Below are 21,242 nucleotides of genomic sequence, written 5' to 3'. Positions count from 1 at the left end.
GTGCTAAAATTACCGAACTAATTCTAAAAATCCTTGTACCGGATCCTCTCCATTGCCTAAATCGATAACGTAGAAATACGTTCCGGTAGGCAACTGAAGACCTCCGCCTCCCACATTACTGAACCCTTCAAATCGAACATCGGTGTTATTGTACCCATCCACTTCGTAAAGTCGCTGACCAGCACGGTTATAGATCTTAACGTTGTTATTCGGGAAATAATCTATACAGTCGATCAAGAAGAAGTCATTTTTACCATCTGCGTTCGCCGATACTCCATTATAGATTGTCAGCGATGTTTCTATCGTGAATGAAGCTTCGTAAGAACATCCATTTTCTGCGGTAAAGGTCACCGTATAATCTCCAGGGTATGCATCTATCAATCGTGAATCTGTTCCTACCAGCGTACCGTTTGAATCTCTCCATTCATAATTTGTTGCCAGATTAAACTCATCGAACTGTATGATAGCAGTACCAGTAAATTGGTTAGTCGACCCATCTTCCGTTCTCAAACAAACAGAGTTGTTAAATGACACCACAAATTCAGGATCTACAACTTCGTATCCAACCTCAACAGAGGTCATTGGCGATTCACATCCAGTTGCAAGGTTTGTTGCCCTAACCAAGTATGTTATTGAATCTAAGTTGAATACCTCTGCACCTGTTGCATATGGTGTATTCATATTGCTTGGGTCAAACCATTCGAACAAGAAATTACTTGTCAATCCATCGACATTGGCAATAGCGCTACCATTTGAAAAGGAGCAATTATTTCGTCCATTGTTTACAATGACTGTCGGTGCATTTGGTAAAACGGATTCATCAAATATGTCAAAGAACACTTCCTCGAAACATCCATTCTCACTGTTAGTTAATAAGAGTCTATACTGACCAGCCTCTAACCCACTTATCGCATTTGAATTGGTTAATGAGTCACCATCAGGATCGTACCATACATGTGAAATGCTTCCAGCGTCATCAGGTAGTGTGACTCTTGCAAAACCATTTTTGTCGTCAAAACACACTGTAACAGGACTTGTTTCGAGCTCATATTCAATTTCCGGTAGTCGCTCATTTATTGTGGCGAACTCAACAACCGAACAATAACGGTCGCCTTTTTCAACAACCAAGACCGTGTAATTTCCCCCATTTCCATTCCCTAAACCAATAGAATCAAGTCTGTTGCCATTTGATAATGGGTAGTCATAAGCTGTTGAGTCAGGGCTTGAAACAAATCCATTATACCAATAGAAATCATAGTCACTAAATCCACCGCCTACGCGTGCAGTAATTGATCCGTTATCAAAAGAACAAATAGTAACAGGATCTATATCGAGAGTGACATCAAAATTCCGCTCTTGGAAAGGCAAGAACTCTGTATCGATCAAAGCACATCCTGTTGCATTATCAATAACCATGAAGGTGTAGAATTCATCGCCAGTAAGTCCTGAGACAATGGAGGTACTGACCCCAGCTGGTATTGAACCGTTACCCGGATCAACTCCATTCTGAAGTTGGTTAGCTGCAGTCGTATCTGTCCCTATATACCAAGTCACTGTGTAGTCAGGCATAGCAGGCGCCAGTTCATCTGTAGCAGGCGTCAATGGATCATCGATAAATATCGACATACTTCCGTCAGGGTTACCAGGGTCACAGTTGGTTTGTGGCATGGATACCACATTTGTTAGCTCTGGCAATGTAATATCTTCATCTACCTCTACCTGGAAGATAGGAGTGGTGCAGTTCACTACAGTATTGGTTCCTATGATATAATAGGTTCCGGCACTCGCAGCATTAAATACTGCCCCATCTGTAGGAACATTGAATACAGGTGTTGCTCCCACATTGTTCGGATTTTCATCATAGAAATCGAAACTGTAATCGGCTAGATTATCTGGTTGGTTGCTTCGCTCAACACCAGTAACATCAATGATACCATCAAACGGACTACAACTTGTCACATCTGTCACATCTACCGAGATGATTTCAACCTCAACAGGGACATTAGGCACGTTGATTTGAGCTACACTTGTACATCCAGTGGATGTTTGCATTACCTCAACACTGTATACTCCAGTCGCCAATCCGGAAACTGTAGATTCATCAAATCCTACCGGCACAGATCCATTCGCCAGAGGACTTCCATCAAGCTGTGTTCCAGGGCCAATTGTTGATGTTGGTCCTTCATACCACTGGAATGAGTAGTCCCCATTGGTATGGTCCTCACCGTCTGCCAGCGCTGTTAGTGTTCCGCCAGGAACGATAACTCCCGGGTCTGCAGCACAGGTAGAATCCGCTGCATCAATTGTCAAAGTTATTTCAGGGAAGAATGGATTATCCTCAATTTCAAAATCCACCTCTGCTGAAGTACACTGGCTTCCAACGTGTCTGATAACCGCATAATAATCATCTGGAACCAGTCCAGTTACCTCATAAGGTACATTGGTAATGGTGCCCCCTTGTTGTACATCACCAGCCCTGGTGAATACCTCTAATTCAAACACTCCGTCAATTGGGTTGCTAGCCCCATCATTGTCATACAATTGACCATCATAGCTAGCTTCAACCAATACGAATGATCCATTTGCTACAGCAGGAGGGGCGCATACGGTATTGTTGTTCACCTCAGAGCTGGTAATGATAGGAGACACAGGAATGTCCGGCACAGTATAAACTCTAGTTGATGAGCAGGAGGTGTTGTTGTTTGTAACAATCACTCTATAATCACCAGCAGGAACGCCACTAAGAACAGCCTCATCCTCAGTAACTCCAAATTCTGCATTCACATCGTTCCCTGAGGCAACATCTTCCCAAAGGAATGTTAAGAATCCTTGATTGTTATGGTCATAAACCCCATCTACCAACACTGTTAAACCACCAACAGCCAATGTACCCCCTACACAATTTCTGTTTGGTGTGATGCTTTCAAGTGTTACAAGTGGTTGTCGCTCCTGATTTTGGATTACCACCGTACCTGTAGCTACTGAACAACCTGTAGTATTATTCAATGCATCAATGCTATATGTATCAGCAGGAAGGTTCGTCACCTCAATGGTTGTTAATGCTGTAGCATTGAAAGGAGATCCGGCTACATCGGCACCACCACCATCGGTAATGCTGATGTTGTAATCAGTCAGATCACCTGTACCGCTATCGTTGATATCGCCATCGTTGATCGTGATGCGTCCACTATGAACATCGGGATGTGTATCGCACAAGGTATCTGGTAATACTGCAGCCCTGATCGTGGCAATATCTAATGTTGGAATATCTAGTGATTCATCCACGAAGGCAGTCTCTGTAACAGTACACCCGGTGTTGACATCAGTTGCAACCACCGTGAAGAATCCTCCATCAAGATTCGAAGCTGTTGATACAGGATTTACACCACCAATAATTGCCGTCGTAGTTCCTCCTGAAGGGTTTTGTCCATCATGCCATGCAAACGTATAGGTTCCGCTACCACCTGCAGCAGTAGCTTCAATGGCACCTGTAAGGGTTGGTGCCCCATCACAATGGGTATTAGTTGAAGTAACATTTAAGGCTAGGGTAGGATATGTAAAATCATCCTCTACCTCGATTTGAATGATTTCAGAGAAACAATCTCTCGCATCATTTTCAATAGTTACTTCATAAATTCCTGCAGGAACCTGACCTAAAACAGGCGTGTTTCCCCCTGTAGCTCCGGCAGGAAGCGCCGCTCCACCTTCACTAGTCCATGTGAAACTATACCCTGCAGTTCCACCAACTTTTGCACCTCCCTCGGTTACATCAGTAATCGTGATACCTCCATTGAAGTTACCCACAACTGCGTCATCACATACCGTATTTGGTGTTCTTGTGTAATCCACATCGTGCTCAAGCGTTATCTCTTCTTCATCAGATGTAAGCGTGATTTCAGCTGAGGCCACACACTCCAAACTAGGAGCTGTCGCACCTGCACCAGTATTATCTTTGGTCACTCTGATCGTGTATGTTCCATCAGGAATATCGGTTAAGGTGAGATCATTATTACTTAGGCTGAACCCAGACACTGTAGCACCTATGGCGCTTCCAAAACCTGATCCTTCAAACCACTCCACTGTATAATGTGCGCCATTTTCTGCAACTCCATTGATATCCAGGGATGCAGTGATCTGTCCGTTACCGGCAGTTACCGGTGCACAGAAATTATCCGGTGCATCTTCAGTAAGTGTGATTGTAATAGGGGAGATGTCATCATCAACGATCACTTCTTTTCTATTGGTCATTCCACATCCATTGTCTGACCAGTTGCTGATCGTCACATAATAGGTTCCATCTCCTAATCCAACATTTGATAAAAGTTCATCATTGTCAATAGGGGCTCCTCCGGTAGGATTATCATACCATTCCCATGTCAGGTTCGCCCACTCCGGATCAGTTGGTCTGATGAAGTAGGTGCCACCATTCACTGAAGTTACCCTTACTCGAGTTACTTCTGCAGAGCCATTCGGAGATGGTGAGCAGTTTTCATTATCCATTATAGTGATGTCGGCTGTAGCAATGCTTATTACAGGAGTAAACTGGTTAACAGTGACCTGACTTGTTGCAGAGCATGCATCTCCATCACTTCCTCCAGCGTTATTCGATACAACTACTTCGTACACTCCAGCTGGTAGATTATCTACTTGTTCGCCATTTGCACCTCCAATGATGAAACCAGTGGCAGTCACGGATCCACCGCCTCCGTTTAAGGAGAAGTTGGCATCACCTGCATTTCCTGCACCTTCAAACCATTCGAATGTATATTCTCCGGCTGCATCTGTAGCTCCACCTGGAAGAATTACGGAAGCAAGAACACTTCCGCTTCCAGCAGTGGTTGTACAAACAGAATCTCTCGCTAATTGCTCCGTTTGTAGGTTAGGGATGACTCTATCATCGTCAATAGTGAACGAAACGAGTTCTGACACACAATCGTCATCTTCATTCAACACCTCTGTGTAGTATGTTCCAGCAGGAAGATCCTGAGCAATTTGATCATTAGCTCCAGCAATGGTCCCCACTGAAATTGGTGTTCCCAAATCATCATCATACCAGGTAAACTGGAAGTTGCCAGTCGCTGCATCCAGAGGAGCTCCATCCACATATACATTTGTTATGGTGATAATTCCGTTTTCGTCCGGATTACAGAACGTCTGGTGTCCAATGGTGTAATCGACACCCTCCAGTTGTTGAATTTCTATTTCTGATAAATCATCCTCAACAACGAAGAATGTACTCTCCGTTTCACAACTTTCACTATTTGGAACTATATCAGTTATAACTACAATGTAATTCCCATCATCAACTCCAACCAGAGATGCAGTAGTAGCAGTAGTAGGGGTCGTAGCAGTCACCTCTAAATCCTGAGGAACTCTTGTTGTACCTGATACACTTCCCTTGTACCACTGGATGCTGTAATTGACAGGATTCTGAACAACACCGGATTGGTTTTCAATCTGAACTGTAATGGATCCATTTGGATTGGTTGGTCCACCGTCACATATCGTGTTGTCATTGATGCTTCCTACCAAAGTAATTACCGGATCTTCACTTACATCTTCTATAGTGAAATCATATTCCGTTGTACAACCGCTTGTCAGGCTTTCAATGGTGATCCTATAGTCACCAGGAGCAAGGTCGTCTGCGTCATTTTGATCATTGTTTGGTGTGAAAGGAGTTACTTCAAATGTACCGTCCTGATCAGAATCATACTCCCACGTGATATCAAAGTTACCATCGGCACTTGCGGCACCTAATGCTATACCGTCTTCGACCACAGTAGGAAAATTGAAAACTCCAAACTCATTGGTGCCACCAGAACAATCCAATTGATCTGTTTGTGTTGCCACACCATCATCAAAGTCGAGAGGAAGGGGATCATCAAAAATCTCTACATCTAATGTGTCTTCACAAGCCGAGGCATTGTTTTCAATAATCACACGATATTTACCAGCACCTAATCCGGTTACTGTATTCGTTGTAACACCGTTTTCTGTTTCGTTGGCCACATTGAAGCCTGCTCCGGATCCATTTCCGGCAAGCAATGCCACATACGTACCATTATCGTCTAAGTCTTCATACCATGTGAAATCAGCTGCATCAGCCAGGCTTGGGTGAGAGGCATCTACAGTAATTGATCCATTATAGAATAATCCGCCGGATACATCACATACTGTATTGTCAGATTTTGTGTTCAGGACAACTGACGGTTCTTCAGGATCATTGATGGTTTCTGAAAGAATGTTTGTAATACATCCATCTGCATCATCAATTCTAATACCTATGGTATAATTACCAGAATTCAAGTTTGGAATTGTTACACTTGATGCATTCGCGGCTCCTGCAGCTGTTCCATTATCAGGGAATAAACCACTTGCAACCGGAGCTCCGTATGCCGGATCATCCAAAGGAGGCGTAAAAGGTCCATCAGGATCTGTGTTGGGTGCTATTGCTACATCACCTTCGTACACGAAATACTCATATTGGACAGCCGATATTCCGTCATCAGGATCAATGTCAATAGTGATTTCACCATCATATGGAGCGTCACATCTAGTGTTATTTGTTGAAACAGATGTTAGAACGTCTGGCTGCTCAAGAATTGATAAACTGGTATTTATCAGGAATTTGCATCCGTTAGTAAATTCTATCACTCCAGTGTAACTCACTGCTGGTAGATTATCAACCAGTCCGTTTATAACATTAATTGTAGACCCTCCATTATTTAACATGGTGGTATTGGCAAAAGTAGCACCTGGTACTTGTGCAGAGATTAAGTTGGACACATCGCTGGTATCAGTTCCTATAAACCACGTGATAGTTATGTCATCTGTATATGTACCAGGAACGTTGGAGATAGCATCATCGATATCTAAGGTTCCATCATTATCGAAGCAGGTTAGTGTTAATGGATCATTGTCCATATCCTCAGGTGTGATAGTAGGGTTAGGCCCGACATAGTTTATAGTTTCTGTTCCTGACACGACTAAACAAGAAGTACTGTTATCTGTCACACGGATCGTATAATCACCTTCTGAGAGCCCGGTAAACGCAAACGTATCTTCATCGTTTGGCAGTCCGGAATTTGGTCGTGTTACGGATTGAAGTGGACTACCAATTAAGCTTGTGCCTTCAAATAATTCGAATGTGTAACCAGTCGCCCCATTGTTTGGGTCGGGACTTCCTGCATCATCTACTGTAACTGTGAGACTACCATTGCCTGGGCTACATTGATCACTGTCATTAACACCTATGCCTCCGACAAAGGCCGGGTCTACCTGCATGTTTTGCAGTGTTGCCTGCTCAGTGTAGAAACAGCCTGAAGTGAGATCCGTTACTCGAACCGTGTATGTGCCTGCAGGTAAACCTCTTACCTGGCTATTGTTTGTTCCGAAAACTACAGCGGTAGCAAATTGTGCAGTTACTTCTTGCGCTGGGTTTGTAGATGTCCCTCTAAACCACTGAAAATTGTATCCGGCTACCGTGCCACCACCATCTGCATCAGCTGACATCTCTCCATTTGGATCATTTAGATCACATGAGGTCTGTTGATTTACTTCTGTAATAGAAGGGGAAAAGGTGACTAAAACTTCATTTACTGTTCTGGTTACCTCGTTAGAAATACAACCAGACTCTACTCTTTCTACCGTCACTGTATATGTTCCCTGGGCAAGTCCGGAGAAGGTGTGGCTTGTGGTTCCAGGTCCAGGTTGTTGAGTGTCCAGTAAAGTGCCACTGGAAGAATTACCCTGATATAGTCTGAAAATTGGATTGTTTCCGATGTTGTTAGGAGTATTCGAGTCATCTACTGTTATGGCAATTGAGCCATTATCCGCATTACAGAAAGTGTCATCAGATTTCACCACGTCCAATGGATCCATGGTTGGAGTGTCCTCTACTTCATTCACAAATACAGATTCAATAGCAGAACAACCCGTGGTGTTATTAATAAACCTCACATGGTATGTGCCGGTTGTTAGGTTAGCTGTGGAGCTCTGAGGGAATGTCGTAATGGCAGCTCCAATTAATTCCTGACTAATTGTTGCCCCAGCATTCGTGAAAATCTCAATCTCAAAACCATCTGCTGGCACGCCTCCTGAAAAATCAATATCAATTGAGCCATTGTCAGAACTACAAAGGACATCCGGATTACCTGTAAGGTCAAAATCAGGTAATGTTAAGTTGTTACCGACTGTCACCGCTGCGGCAGTGCTCTGACAACCTACTCCACCATTTGCAGGGTTCGTAATCTCAGCAGTAATAGTATAATCACCGGGAGCGACATTCACGAAGGTAGTTGTAGGCGAATTAATTGCATCGATTTCAGTATCTGTATCATCAAACAGTCTAAAAGTGTAAGATGTACCACCACCAATGGTTGGCGTAACCGAACCAGCAACATCAATAATTCCATTGTAATCATTTCCTAATCCATCCGCCTCTGCAGGGTCGCAAACAGTGTTGTCTGTCACGCCAGCGGCTATAATCACCTCATCCAGCGATGGGATAATCTGGTTTTCCTCTACATCGTACTCAAATACCTCGGTACACTGTGTATCGTCATTTGTTATTCTGACTGTGTAGGTTCCATCTTCCAAACCTGAGGCAGTAGACTGATCTGTTCCTGTCGGAGTGATGGCGAAATTAGAACCATCTGTCAAATCAGATGCATCAAGTGGTTCGCTGGTACCGCTACCGAAGAACCAATCGAATGTAAATCCGGAAGGCGCTGGCCCTGAAGCCATAGAAGCTGTCACCTGAATAGAACCATTTGGACTCACACAATTAGTATAGTGCTGAATCGTTTCTGCTGCATTAATGTCAATCAATGACTCCTCAATTTCTACTGTTCGGGTAGGGGATAGACACCCTGTTAAATCATTGACTGCTCGAACTGTATACTCACCTGTACCACGGTTGTTCAATACATTCGATGTTTCACCACCAATAGGAGAACCTGTTCCTGCACCGGTAAACCATTGGAATGAATAGTCAGCAAATTCCGGATCAGCAGAGGTAAAGCCATCTACAGTAGTTACAGTGACTGATCCATTAGGGAAGTTCACTGCACCGGTACAAACGGATACATCGGACACGTTTATATCTCCCAGTACCAATGTAGGGTTGGTTCTTGCATCACTGATTTGTATATCATCTGAAATGATACATCCTGTAATGTTGTCTGTTATCTCAACAGAATACATTCCATGCTGCACATTTGATAGTGTAGCAAGGGTTGCACCTCCAATTTCCTGACCCGGAGTAGTTCCAGCTCCTGTAAACCATTGGAAATCAAAATCTCCTGATCCACCAATCACGCCTGGATCTGTATCTACTTCTACAGACCCATTATAATTTCCAGTGCCTAATACAGGATCACATACTGAGTTTGGTGTGTTATTTATAAAAGAAACCGTAGGTTCATCATGAGCCTCAACTACCTCCTCAATGATGGAGGTAGAGGAACATCCTGTTTCGGTATTTCTGACAACTACCGTGTAGAAACCTTCCTGTACATTGGAAAGGGTAGGGCCGTCTTGTCCAGCTATTTCGTTCAAAGGGTTGACACCAGAACCTGTATACCAATCATAATCAGCAAGTGGATCATTAGTAAAGTTTGCTCCATCGAATGTGGAAGTCACTGTTATAGATCCGGTATATGGCGTGCTGGCATCATTACATATCGTGTTAGGTGACTTACTGTCAAAAGCAATTATCGGATTGATTTGGGCAGCAGCAAGTGTGATTGACTCGGTTGCTGAGCATTGAGTCTCTGTATGAGTGATAATCACGGTGTATTCATCTGCTACAAGACCTTCAATAGTAGAAAATTCACCAGCAATAGGGAATGTCGGAACAGATCCATTAGCTGCAGGATTCCCATCATTAAGTAAATCGGCATCCAGATACCACTCAAAGGTAAACCCATCACTTTCAGTACAGTTTATACATGATAGTGTTGGGTCAGCAGACCCGTCAATATAAGCAGTCAGCTCACCATTTCCAGTCCCGCAATCTGTTTGAGGTGCTACTTGTTGGGCAACCGGTGTAGGATTGTACGGTAGGTCATTAACCGTCAAAGTTAATTCTACGGTTTCACAGCCAGTATCTACATGTTCGGCCACTACTGTATAATCTCCAGCAGCTAGTCCATTTGGTGGAGTCCCACCTATTGAGTTTAGTCCTACTTGAGGACCGGCCTCAATTGGGTCAATACTTGGATCATCACCTGCATACCAGGTGAATATATAGTTATTGACATCCGGGTCTCCGTCTATACTTACAGAGATGAAGCCATTCGGATCGACACAGCCGGTATTATCATTAACCGTTCTCGATGCAGCAAACACAGGGGTTTCTGAGTCATCACCAACAACCACATCGACAAAGCTGTTACAAGTCAAATCTTCGTTCGTTACTCGGATTCTGTAGTTACCATCCTCAAGTCCTGAGAATGTTGTTCCGGTTCCCGGCTGTACATCATCTGTGATAAAGTTCAATGGGTCTGTATTAAATCCATCAAACAGTTCGTATCGATATCCGTTGACAGGTTCTTCGCTATTGGAAGAGCTTGTGACTGCTATAGATCCATTGCCAGTAGAGCCACAATTTGGATCATCTGTCACTGTAGTGAAAATGTTTGGATGATCAGGGATGTCAGGAATAGAAACAGTAACCGGAGGTGTAATACAATCGGTATCATTATCCTCTGCTGTTAGGGTGTAGAATCCACCAGCAAGGCCTTCGAAAAGTCCTGTATTGTTATTCGCTAGCTCTGTATCAGTCGAAAACCCATCAAATAGTCTATACGTGTAGTTGGCACCACCTGGGGTGATGTAACTGCTTAAATCCACGCTTCCATTGGGTGCTCCGCACGAAGTGTTAGCTACTGCATCTGCCACAGGACATTCAATATCCGCAGTAAGTGTTGAGACTGATCCGGTAGAAGTTCTCGCTGTTCCATCATGACCATTTCCTGTTTCATCTGGTACATTGGCTCCATCAGCTACTGCGGGACCCGCTACATTGTTGAAATTATAATAGGCAACAAGTCCAGGTTCGTTTCCAACCAATTCAGTACATAAGTATTGATTAATGGTAGACTCATCTAAAGCAACGTTGAATATTCTGAGTTCTTCTACAGTTCCTTGAAACTTACCATAACCTGGATTGTTGTCACGACCAAGGAACATGTTTGGACCTGCATTCTTCAATACACCACTTCCAACATGATTTGTCTCTCCAATGAGAACACCATTTGCATACATCTTCATTTCGCCGGTTGTACCATTCCATGTACCTGTTACTTGTGTCCAGCCGGTAGCTGAATAGGCGCTGTTTATTCGTCCCCTACCACCTGATGAGGTTCTAACGACAAAGGCTAACCCATCATGGTTATCCGACCATAGTAATACCTGATTCTCGCCAGTAGATCCTGATGAGAATGTTCGGTGGTCGTTTGAATAATTAGCAGAAGTGAAATCAGCCCAATATGAGATAGTAAGTTCGTTTGTGACCGGGTTTCCAGGTCCAAACAATTGTGGTAATTCCACATACCCCTGACCCTGCAAATTAATTGCATCATCGGTATCAATCTGATTGTTAAGGACAAATTCAGGTTCAACGAAATTATCAGCGATGTATACTGACGTAGTATCAGAACATCCTGTTGATGTTTCTTCTACGATGATGGTATATGTTCCTTCTCTTAAACCAGTCATTTCCCATTCTCCGGCACCAAAAGAGGCACTAGGGAAGGAACCTGATGGAATTTCATTTTCAGGGATTGTATTTACGCCTACAAACCAGGTGTAGTCAAATCCCGGATTTCCTTCTGCGCCATTAACTGCAGCGACTGCAATTCCAGTTGGATTCAAACCGCAAGTCGAGTTAGGTTGATCTTCTCGTGCAGTCAGGATAGGGGCGTTGGAGTCGTCACCCATTACCACAGTTTTAAAGTTATCGGATATACAGCCAGAGGCATTGTCTTCTGCGACTACCGTATAATTTCCCGGTTCATTGACAGAATAAGTGGCACCTGTGTGATCAGGAGTTGGGCGTACACCGATTCCATCATACCAGTAAAAGGTATAGCCTGCGGTTGTACCACCAATACTGGCTGACATGATTCCTGGCTGACTGCCATCACATGCTTGAATGTTGGTCACATTAACATCTATATTGTCAGCATCAGGTTTTATAAGACTACTATTTACTGTTCCAATCGCAGTGGTTTGACATCCCGTAAGATTTTGAGTGACATTCACAGTAAATCCCCCAGTTACTGCCTGTAAGTTGGTCAATGTATCGCCGGTACCTATTATAGTATTTGTTGCGTCTGTTGTTCTAAACCATTCAAAAGTATATCCATCTTCCTGATAGAGTGAATCTAACGGGAAGTTACCGGATCCTGGATTTGCCGGGAAAGTTCCATTTGTGGTTTGCGTGTACACAAATCCTGCGACAGCACCATCAGGTGATTCACAGTTAGTTTCCGAACTTACTTCATAGGCCCATGCGTAAATGGTTGGAGTCACTAAATCAATGGTGATTTCTACTGTGTCGGAATAACACTCAGTTGCTCCGTAATACCCTATTACATCGTAGGTTCCTTCTGCCATTTGCGGATATTGACTACCTACATATACCGGTGAACTGTAGTCATCGTCATTGTACCAATTGAAAACGAATCCATCAGGTTCAGTGTATTCAGCAGTGACGGATGGCCCGGTTCCATCTACGATAATGTTGTCAATGTAATGATGCTCAGAGGAGCTTGTGTTATGAATTTCTGCAATAATGACAAGAGAAGCTGCTGATCCATCCGGGCTTAAATTACCAACAATTGCCTGAGCATAGGTGAAATCTCCATCCTGATATCCATTTCCTAATTCGTTGGATTCAATAACGTTACTGCTACCATCTCTGAGCTCATAACTAACCCTCACCCAGTCTTTCCACTGACCGGAACTTTCCTGATCACCATTTTCAAAAATATCCACTGTGACCCCCACATCAGTATAATTTGAAATATCAATTTCCTGTGAAGTCCAGGTAACTACTCCAACATCATTGGATGTACCAGTTCCTGAAGCCCTAAACATGTTGGATCCATTGTAAGAGGCAACCCCATAGAAACTTGGGCTTTGAGTGCCACCGTCAGATGTCCAGGCAGTTTCATCGGTATCAGATTTAGCCCCATTTGATCGATCCTGAAAGTTCTCAACCCAAATGTTTTCATTAGCACCAGGTGCTGGACCAAAATAGTAAGCTCTAGCACTGGCATTATCAGGTTTTGCCGGATCACACTTTCTATTATCATTAATTTTCTCTACTGTCAGATCAAAAGTCTGAAACCCGACGAGTGTGCTTTGAATGTTATTACCTGTTTCACATTCTGGAATAGAAGCGGTTGGTAAAGGAACATCAAGTGGGGGTGTCCCACCCGCATCGTTAATAACCACAAATAATTCAAAATCTCCTCCAATACCAGCGATAGTTTGGGTAATCGTAACTGTTTCCCCCACTTCAAAGTTGGTTAAGAATGTTACTTCCGTATCTAGCAAGATTGAATTGGAAGGTTCCGCAGTAGGATCTCCGGCGTAATATGATACCGGGAGATTGCCTGAAATACCTATATCTCCGGTGTTAGTAATTTCAAACTCGACAGTTATTTCTGCTTCAGGACATGCGGCATCTGTGGCGGACACAATTCCAATGAAATCTATATCCGGTGATGCAAATTCAACGCATCCATCCTCGTTAAGTATAGGTGCTTGATTGATGAAAGTGTTAAGTGGCCTGTTAGCATAAGGAATAGTGCCACCACCTGCGTATTCACAAGTTCCGGCAGGGGAAAATACAATTGAATGATCCTGAACTTCTTCAGGTATTGTTAAGTCATCATTGATGTTTACATTATAGTATCCATGCTGATTCCAAACGCCTCGTGCCGGCATCCAGGCTTCCCCATCAGATTCGAATACACGTACATGAGAAAATTCAGAATTACCATATGGGTTAAAGGGTGTGTTGTTATTAAAGTAGCATGTGATACATATCTCACTTGCTCCATCTCCATCGACATCTGCAATAACCGGATACTCTTCCTGTGTTCTGGAAATACAGGGTATCTCACGTCGTTCACTAGTAGTATTATCTCCATTACCAACACCGTCCACTATAAGCAACGATTCCTCACTCCGGTAAACCACTTCGACAGCTCCATCTCCATCGAAATCGAAAAGCGAACATCCTGTAAAACCTGATGATCCCTCCTTGATTGGGTGTATCCAATGAACATTGAAGTTCTCATCAAGGGAATAAAGCTTTTGATTCATTACGAAATTGGCATTGAGTTGGCCATCACCATCCACATCACCGATATTCACACGTCCCGGGCCTCTAACGAAATCATTCGTTGGGTCGTGGTAAGTAATCACATTGCCATTTGTTACATCCCAGAAGAAAATAGTTGTTTCACCATTATATGTTTCATTGCTTTTTCCCAAAGCACCTGTAATGATCAGGTCAATATTTCCATCGAGGTTGTAATCTGCAGCCGAAACAGAGGACCACTGGTCATCCCAGCTTGAATAATATTTTGGATAATAATTTAAATTGCTCGCTATATCATCGTGGATATCATCATCCATGTCAGCTACAAGCGTTCTTGTTCCAGCAGCTTCGTTGATAGACCAAATTTCATTTCCTGAAACCAATTCCAATCCGGCACAATCCGCACATGCGGAGGCAGGGAAAATATCAACAGCTAAAGAACCATGAGTGAAATTTCTTTCCCAATCTGAGTTTGTTCCAGCAACAATGATATTACCTGTGGCTGCATCTACTACCTCGTTTCGGTAGTAAATTTCGACAGTACCATTTTCATCAAAATCTGCAAATCCGGGAAGGCCTATTGCGTCATTGCGGGATGCTTTGCCAGACCACTTAATAGAAAGATCATGATTGAACATAATCATATCATCCCCCTGATCCTGTGAAACTAGTATTTCTCCAAACTCATCATTATCAATATCTCCAAGCACTGGAGCATTTTCAGGGTCAAAGCCAAAGGTGGTGCTGGCAATAGTCGCTCCTGTCGCGCCATTTAATATAAAGACTGATCTAGCTTGTTTGTTGGTAGCAACCACTTCTGGGATTCCATTTCCATCCAAATCCCCAACCATCGGGGTGGCATGACTATTTGCACTACCATCTTCTGATCCCCATTGCTGACGTATAGCAAAAGTAGTTACGTCAATTTCATCTGCACATAGAACCGTGTTTCCAAAAAAGAAACCTTCACATGAAGTCCTGTTAACACCTGTTGCATCAGGATCTGTAGGAGAGCAATCTCCATCATAACAGTCAATGAGGCCATCCCCGTCATCGTCAACACCATTGTTACAAATTTCCTGCGCAGTGGCCAGAATGGATGAAATAAAGAAAAATGAAAAAAGTACAGTCTTCCAATAGCTTTTCATGTGGTTGTTTTTAATTCCTATTCGGTTAATGGAATGTCCGGGTAGTTCATTGATATTTTTAATATCATCTCTTCTATCACTGTTCATACTTAGCTGATTATGTTTACTACATGGACGCTTCATGGTATTAGTTGAAATGGATTCGGACATAGATACACTTTAAACCCATAATGTAACCCTTTAGCAATCTAGATAAACCCCCTGAAAATCAAAAGGTATACCGAGTCATGGTAAAGTTAGGAGTATAATATAATTATGAATTATATCAACAATAAATATAATTATTTAAAGAGCGTTTTTAGATGAACAGCTCTTTTTAGAGGTTAAAATTAGAGGATATTAGGATTATCTGGCAAGCAATATGCTACCTGACTTAGAGGTATTAGAACCCTCACATTTCATGACGAAGTAATATACGCCCTCCGGCACTGGTGAATTATTGAAATTTCCATCCCAGACACAATTATCATTAGGGTCATCAAAACTCGAACTTTCAATTGTGCGAATAGTTCTGCCTCTGGAATCAAATATAAATACCTTACAATCCTGATCATTGCCAAATGATCCTATATTCAGAATTTCCCAGCAATCGTTCATGCCGTCTCCATTAGGAGAGAAGGTTTTTCTAGGTCTGAAATTATCAAGGAAGACAGCTACTGTATATGTTTCATCACAATTGTTTCCATCGGTACCTGAAAGGGTCACCAATGTGAGTGGTTGGGAAGGGAAGAAGGTTGTAGTTCCACCACCTGGATTATCAAAGTTGTCCGATGCTCCAGAATCTGTTATCCAACCATAGTTTGTTCCACCTGAAGCGTTTAATTCTGTAAAGTTTGCATCTGTTAATTCGATAAGCGGGTAAGTTGTCCCATCTACAAGTGTATCCCTGTTAGCATTAAGGGCATCCAGACCTTCTTCAATAGCTAAGTTTGAATCTGAAAAATTTTGAATAGTTACCGTATCCTGAACCTGACAACCTATAGTTGTAGTTATTCTTGAGATTACCCAAACACCATTAATACCCTGAGGAGTACTTGCGTCAACAGTTGCAGTGCTAGCGGTTGATACAGTATCTGTGGTAGCCATATCCACCACTGCCCATTCGTAGGTGTCAATAGTTCCGGATGAGGGACTTGTCAGAGCTACCTGGATGATATCACTAGGGCATTTCTCAAGGCCATCTGTCACATCGAAAGTGATCACGGGTTCTTCCGATACGGTTACATTTACAACATCAGAGCTTTCACACAAACTTCCACCGCCACCTGCATAGACTTCTGTATCTGGGTATGAAGTGTTTAGAGTGACTGTATATGATCCGGTGGAAGGAAAGGTAAAATCGAGATTCTGAGAGGTTGCTGTATGAATATCTGACGATCCATTGTTTACTACCCATTCATATTGAAGTGTAAAACCTCCTTCACCAGTAGATGCCGAAGTGAAAGCGGTTTCAATACCCACACATGTTTCAGTTGGCCCATTCGCTACTGATGTCGGTAAGGCTATGGCATCAATGGAGTATGTAGCTGTTTCTGTAATACATAATGTATTGTCATCGGTTACTTCCACCGTGTAGTTCCCTTCTTGATTGGTTTGAATCTGAGAGACATCACCGGCAAAATTGGAACCATTCAGAAGCCATTCATACGTAAATCCATCTGACCGATAGTCAGGCACACTTAACGTTACTCCAGGCGAAATTCCTGCACAAAATGAATCTAAGTCATCGTTGATAATCTCCAGAGTAGGCGATTGATTTACCTCCAAATTAAAATTTGATGAGATTTCCGAATAACATCCTCCGCTAAGTCTGCCTCTCACAGTATATATACCGGCATCCGCCAAAGTTGCACTGGCAATATCCAAAGAAGAAGTGGTAGTAGGAGATCCCGGTGTTATGATCTGTGTGCTACCGTCAGGCTTTGTCCACTCAAATTCATCGTAGCTCTCGTCAAGTCCCGGATCAGAAATAGCAATACTATAAGGGTCTCCAACACAAACCCCATCAGACGCACCTGCATCAAAGGCAGGAGGATCAGGTGGTGAACCACCGGTAATGGTAAAGTTGGCGCTACCAGATAAAGCACATTCATAAGTTTCACCATTATCGTGGGTGATGGTGACTTCAACTGTAGCTGGTCCGGAGGTGATCGTAATATCAGCGTTATCTCCATTATCATTATCTACAGTTCCAGTTCCTGAGGTAATCTGCCAATCATAATCAAAGGATCCCTGTGTTTTTGTAGCAAACAATCTGAATTGATCTCCATTACAAAATTCAAGATTACTTGGCGTAATCACTGGTTGCACACAGTTTCTATTCAGGAAAATGCCCAGGTTGCCTGGGTTGCCTAATTGGATATTGTGGGTAAATGCTATGTCCGGACGGGCATCACCATTCAAGTCACCAACCACGACATTTTGATTCGTATTTGTAGTCGGTATTGCCGTTGGTGGGGCAAAACTGATAGTACCTGAAGTAGAGGTATTTTCTATCACAAATAAATCATCAATGGTTGAAGTTGATCCTACGATTAAATCGGGGCTACCATCACCATTCATATCACCGATATCAATTCCCCATGCTCCTCCGCCAGAAATATCCACATTGATTCCTGTAGCGAATGTGATATCACTACCTGATGTTGTATTTCTATATACAGTAACTCTTTGAAGCTGTTGGTTTGTTGTGGCAATATCGATCAGACCATCACCATCGAAATCAGCGGTTTCAACATTGATTCTTTGTGCGGAAGCTGTAATTCCTGTCTGTTGTGAAAAAGAAATATTACCTGGTTGACTTGTGTTTTTCAAAATGGAAATAACCTCATTAGACTCTCTGAATGGAAGTGAGACTATGTCTTGCTTGCCGTCATTATTAAAATCGGAAATATTTAATGAGCTGGTATTAATTGTGCCGGTAACGGATATTTCATCAACTGCGTTGAAAGTCAGGTCACCATTTCCTCTATAAATGTGAATTGTGCCGTCGGAACTGTTGCCAATAATTACATCCGGATTTCCATCATCGTCTATATCGGCAATTCGAACCTTACGTGCTCCTCTATTTCCACTACTACCTGCTGGTAGTTTAAAATCATCGGCAAAAGACATAGTCCCGCCTCCGTCATTCTGATAAATAAATACATCTCCCGGGCTGGTTGTTCCATTTGAACTGAAAATCAATTCAGGTGCACCATCGTGATTCAGATCTCCACATGTGATGGCTAGAGTGCCGGTATTGTTATTGGCTGCATTGATGTTTTGTGATTTAGCAAAATCACCCGGACCAAAAGCAGATGTACCTGTTGTATTATTTAAATACACCGTAACCTCATTTCCGGAATTGGCATTATGAGCGATTGCAAGGTCATTTTTTCCATCACCACTAAGGTCACACATACAGATATCATAAGCATCTGTCAAGCCAGTAGAAACTAAAAACTCATCGTCATAAGATGTAATATCCGAGCCACTAAAGCTAAGTAAGAACTGCTCACTGGATGCCACCGTGTAATTATCTGAAGTTTGAATGATGATTGAACCATGGGTAGCACCGCCAGGAACAACGACTGTTACCCTATTTGCGGAAGTGAAGCTTGGTGCAACCGAAACTCCACCAAAAAAAACCTCATTTACATTATTTAGGTTTGAACCTGAGATCGTCACGGTTTGTCCTACCTCTGCATGCGTAGGGGAGATGCTATTGATGAATGGCTTTTGTGCCATTGCCAATACCGGGCAAAAAAGTAAAAGTGTGATTAATTTCCTCATCATTCGGTCACTTGTAGCACCCAGGCTTTTGAAAGCTCAGGGATGTTTCTGAATTCGTCTCGCTTCTTTCTGGTCTGGCTAAGACTACCAGACTCATAAACTACTACGTAGTAATAGCCTCTGCCGCTATTGTATCCAACTTTCGTGTCGTGAAAGCCCATCTGGAATAGTTCATCACTGTAGTCTTCTGCATTTTGAAAAACGCTAAAAGCACCACCAATGACATAATTTCCCGGAGGAAGTTCTAATAAATGATTTCCTCTTCTAGTCACCACCGGCTCATCAGACTCACCAAGTTCATCATGCGTTCTGAAATCGTCTGTCAGTTCTGGGTCGCCTTTCGCTACCTCATCATGCTGCTCCTCAGTCAGGTCCGGATTGCCGGATATGGTGGCAGCTTGTGATTCACTGATTGCTTTATCCCATTTTACCACATGCTCTACACTTCCATCAGGATTTGTTTTTTCGTATTTCACGCCAACTTCTTTTGAGCCATCCGGGAGCGTTCGTTCCAGGTGGCCATCAGGTGCAACAGCCATGTGAGCAGCTTCAGCTTTCGGCACCCAGCTGATCACGACATTTTTATCGCCATCTGCCGAAGGTTTTTCCAATCGGATTCCACGTTCTTCTTCCCCAAACTGGTTGGTTCTTGTAAGCTCTTCATGCTCTTCCTTGTGATCCCAATCATCAGCCTGTTCGGTTGGTACATCCGCTTCTGGTTCCGGATCATCCAGAACAGTTGGTTTTGCAATGGATAGTGCATCTTCATCCTCTTCTTCAGTTTCTCTGCTTTTCTGAAGAGCTGCAAGTCTTTTTTGTCTTTCAAGTTCCGCTTTTCTGGCTCGTTCTTCTGCTGTCAGCCTATGACTCTTAATAAATGAAGAAACGTGTTCGGCATGCTCTTTTTTGGTACCCAGGTGATATCCCAGATTCACTTCAAGGGTAGGGCCTAATTCAGAGGAAATATTTGAGTTACCAACTTCGTAGGCAAATCCTACAGCAAATTTCTCAGCTATTTTAGCACCTGCCAAACCAATTATTCCTGCATCCTGCCGATAGGAAGCGCCTACCCAAACGATATGGTAGAGGTGAGCGATAAGTGTCCCTTCATATTGATGTGGAATTACGTTGCTATACCTATATATAAGGTGTGGTTCAAATGCGAAATCATCGTTAATGTGTCCTCGATAATTCATTTTGAATAAGACATTATCTTGAGGAGAAAATTCTACATCTGCAATTTCTTTCTGAGTAATCGGATTATAGCTGAATAGGTTAGGCAGTGCGACACCTACATTGAAGTGGCCAAAGTGATAAGCGACTCCAAAATCACCTATAAAAAATGTAGACTGATCCAAAAAATTATTAAAAGCCGGGTCTCCCGGAGAGTCAAATTCAGTGATGTTAACAGAGTTTATACCTGCACCAAGCGACATTCCAAACCGAAGAAAGTGTGTTCTATCAATATTAATAAGATAAGAGGCTGATGCCTTTGCCGCGGATGTAGTTAATAACCCTTGTGTGATATTAAATGCTGCACCTCCTAATGCAATTCCACCCTGAAGCGGAACATGAAAACTAACGTGCGAAATTTGAGGTGCGCCTTCTACATTTGTCCATTGATCCCTGTACATAGCAAAAATAGCTGCGTGTCCTTCTACACCCGCATATGCGGGATTGTACATATAAGGATTCATGAAGAACTGATTATAAACCTGTGGCTGTTGAGCGTGGGAATGGAGAAGCAGAGTGATGAAAAGGCCGATGAGGAAGATTTTCCGTACCTCTATTGCACAAACCATCTTAGAGCGCATTAATCGTTTCAAGTATTGATGATTTCTTTGATCTAAACCCTAAATTAGAGAAATTATTGCATTTTGCAGTACCCGTAACAAATATCCTTCTTTTTACCGTGGTTTTACGGAGTATTTAACTATAAAAAACACCTATACACCTAAAGAAATCAGATTTGTGCATAATCT

3 protein-coding genes are annotated in these 21,242 nt (G+C 42.8%); all 3 read right to left on the bottom strand.

The features are described from left to right. Positions 1-9: 9 nt before the first annotated feature. The 3 genes from ACOQON_RS08650 to ACOQON_RS08640 all read right to left on the bottom strand — a co-directional run bounded on the left by ACOQON_RS08650 (position 10) and on the right by ACOQON_RS08640 (position 21,086). A complete protein-coding gene (locus ACOQON_RS08650; protein ID WP_420578525.1) occupies positions 10-15,636 on the bottom strand; it encodes a gliding motility-associated C-terminal domain-containing protein in 15,627 nt (5,208 codons plus the stop codon). 195 nt (positions 15,637-15,831) lie between these two features. Then, positions 15,832-19,263 carry an FG-GAP-like repeat-containing protein gene (locus ACOQON_RS08645; RefSeq protein ID WP_420578524.1) on the bottom strand — a complete coding sequence of 1,144 codons (3,432 nt, stop codon included), beginning with the start codon at positions 19,261-19,263 and terminating at the stop codon, positions 15,832-15,834. After that, positions 19,260-21,086, bottom strand: coding sequence for a type IX secretion system membrane protein PorP/SprF (locus tag ACOQON_RS08640; protein WP_420578523.1), 1,827 nt, complete (start codon positions 21,084-21,086; stop codon positions 19,260-19,262). Before ACOQON_RS08640 ends, ACOQON_RS08645 begins: the two co-directional genes overlap by 4 nt. Between the last annotated feature and the right edge of the window lie 156 nt (positions 21,087-21,242).

The sequence above is a fragment of the Ekhidna sp. genome (assembly GCF_965221965.1).
Classification (GTDB): Bacteria; Bacteroidota; Bacteroidia; order Cytophagales; family Cyclobacteriaceae; genus Ekhidna.
This window is presented reverse-complemented; position numbering and strand designations above follow the sequence as displayed.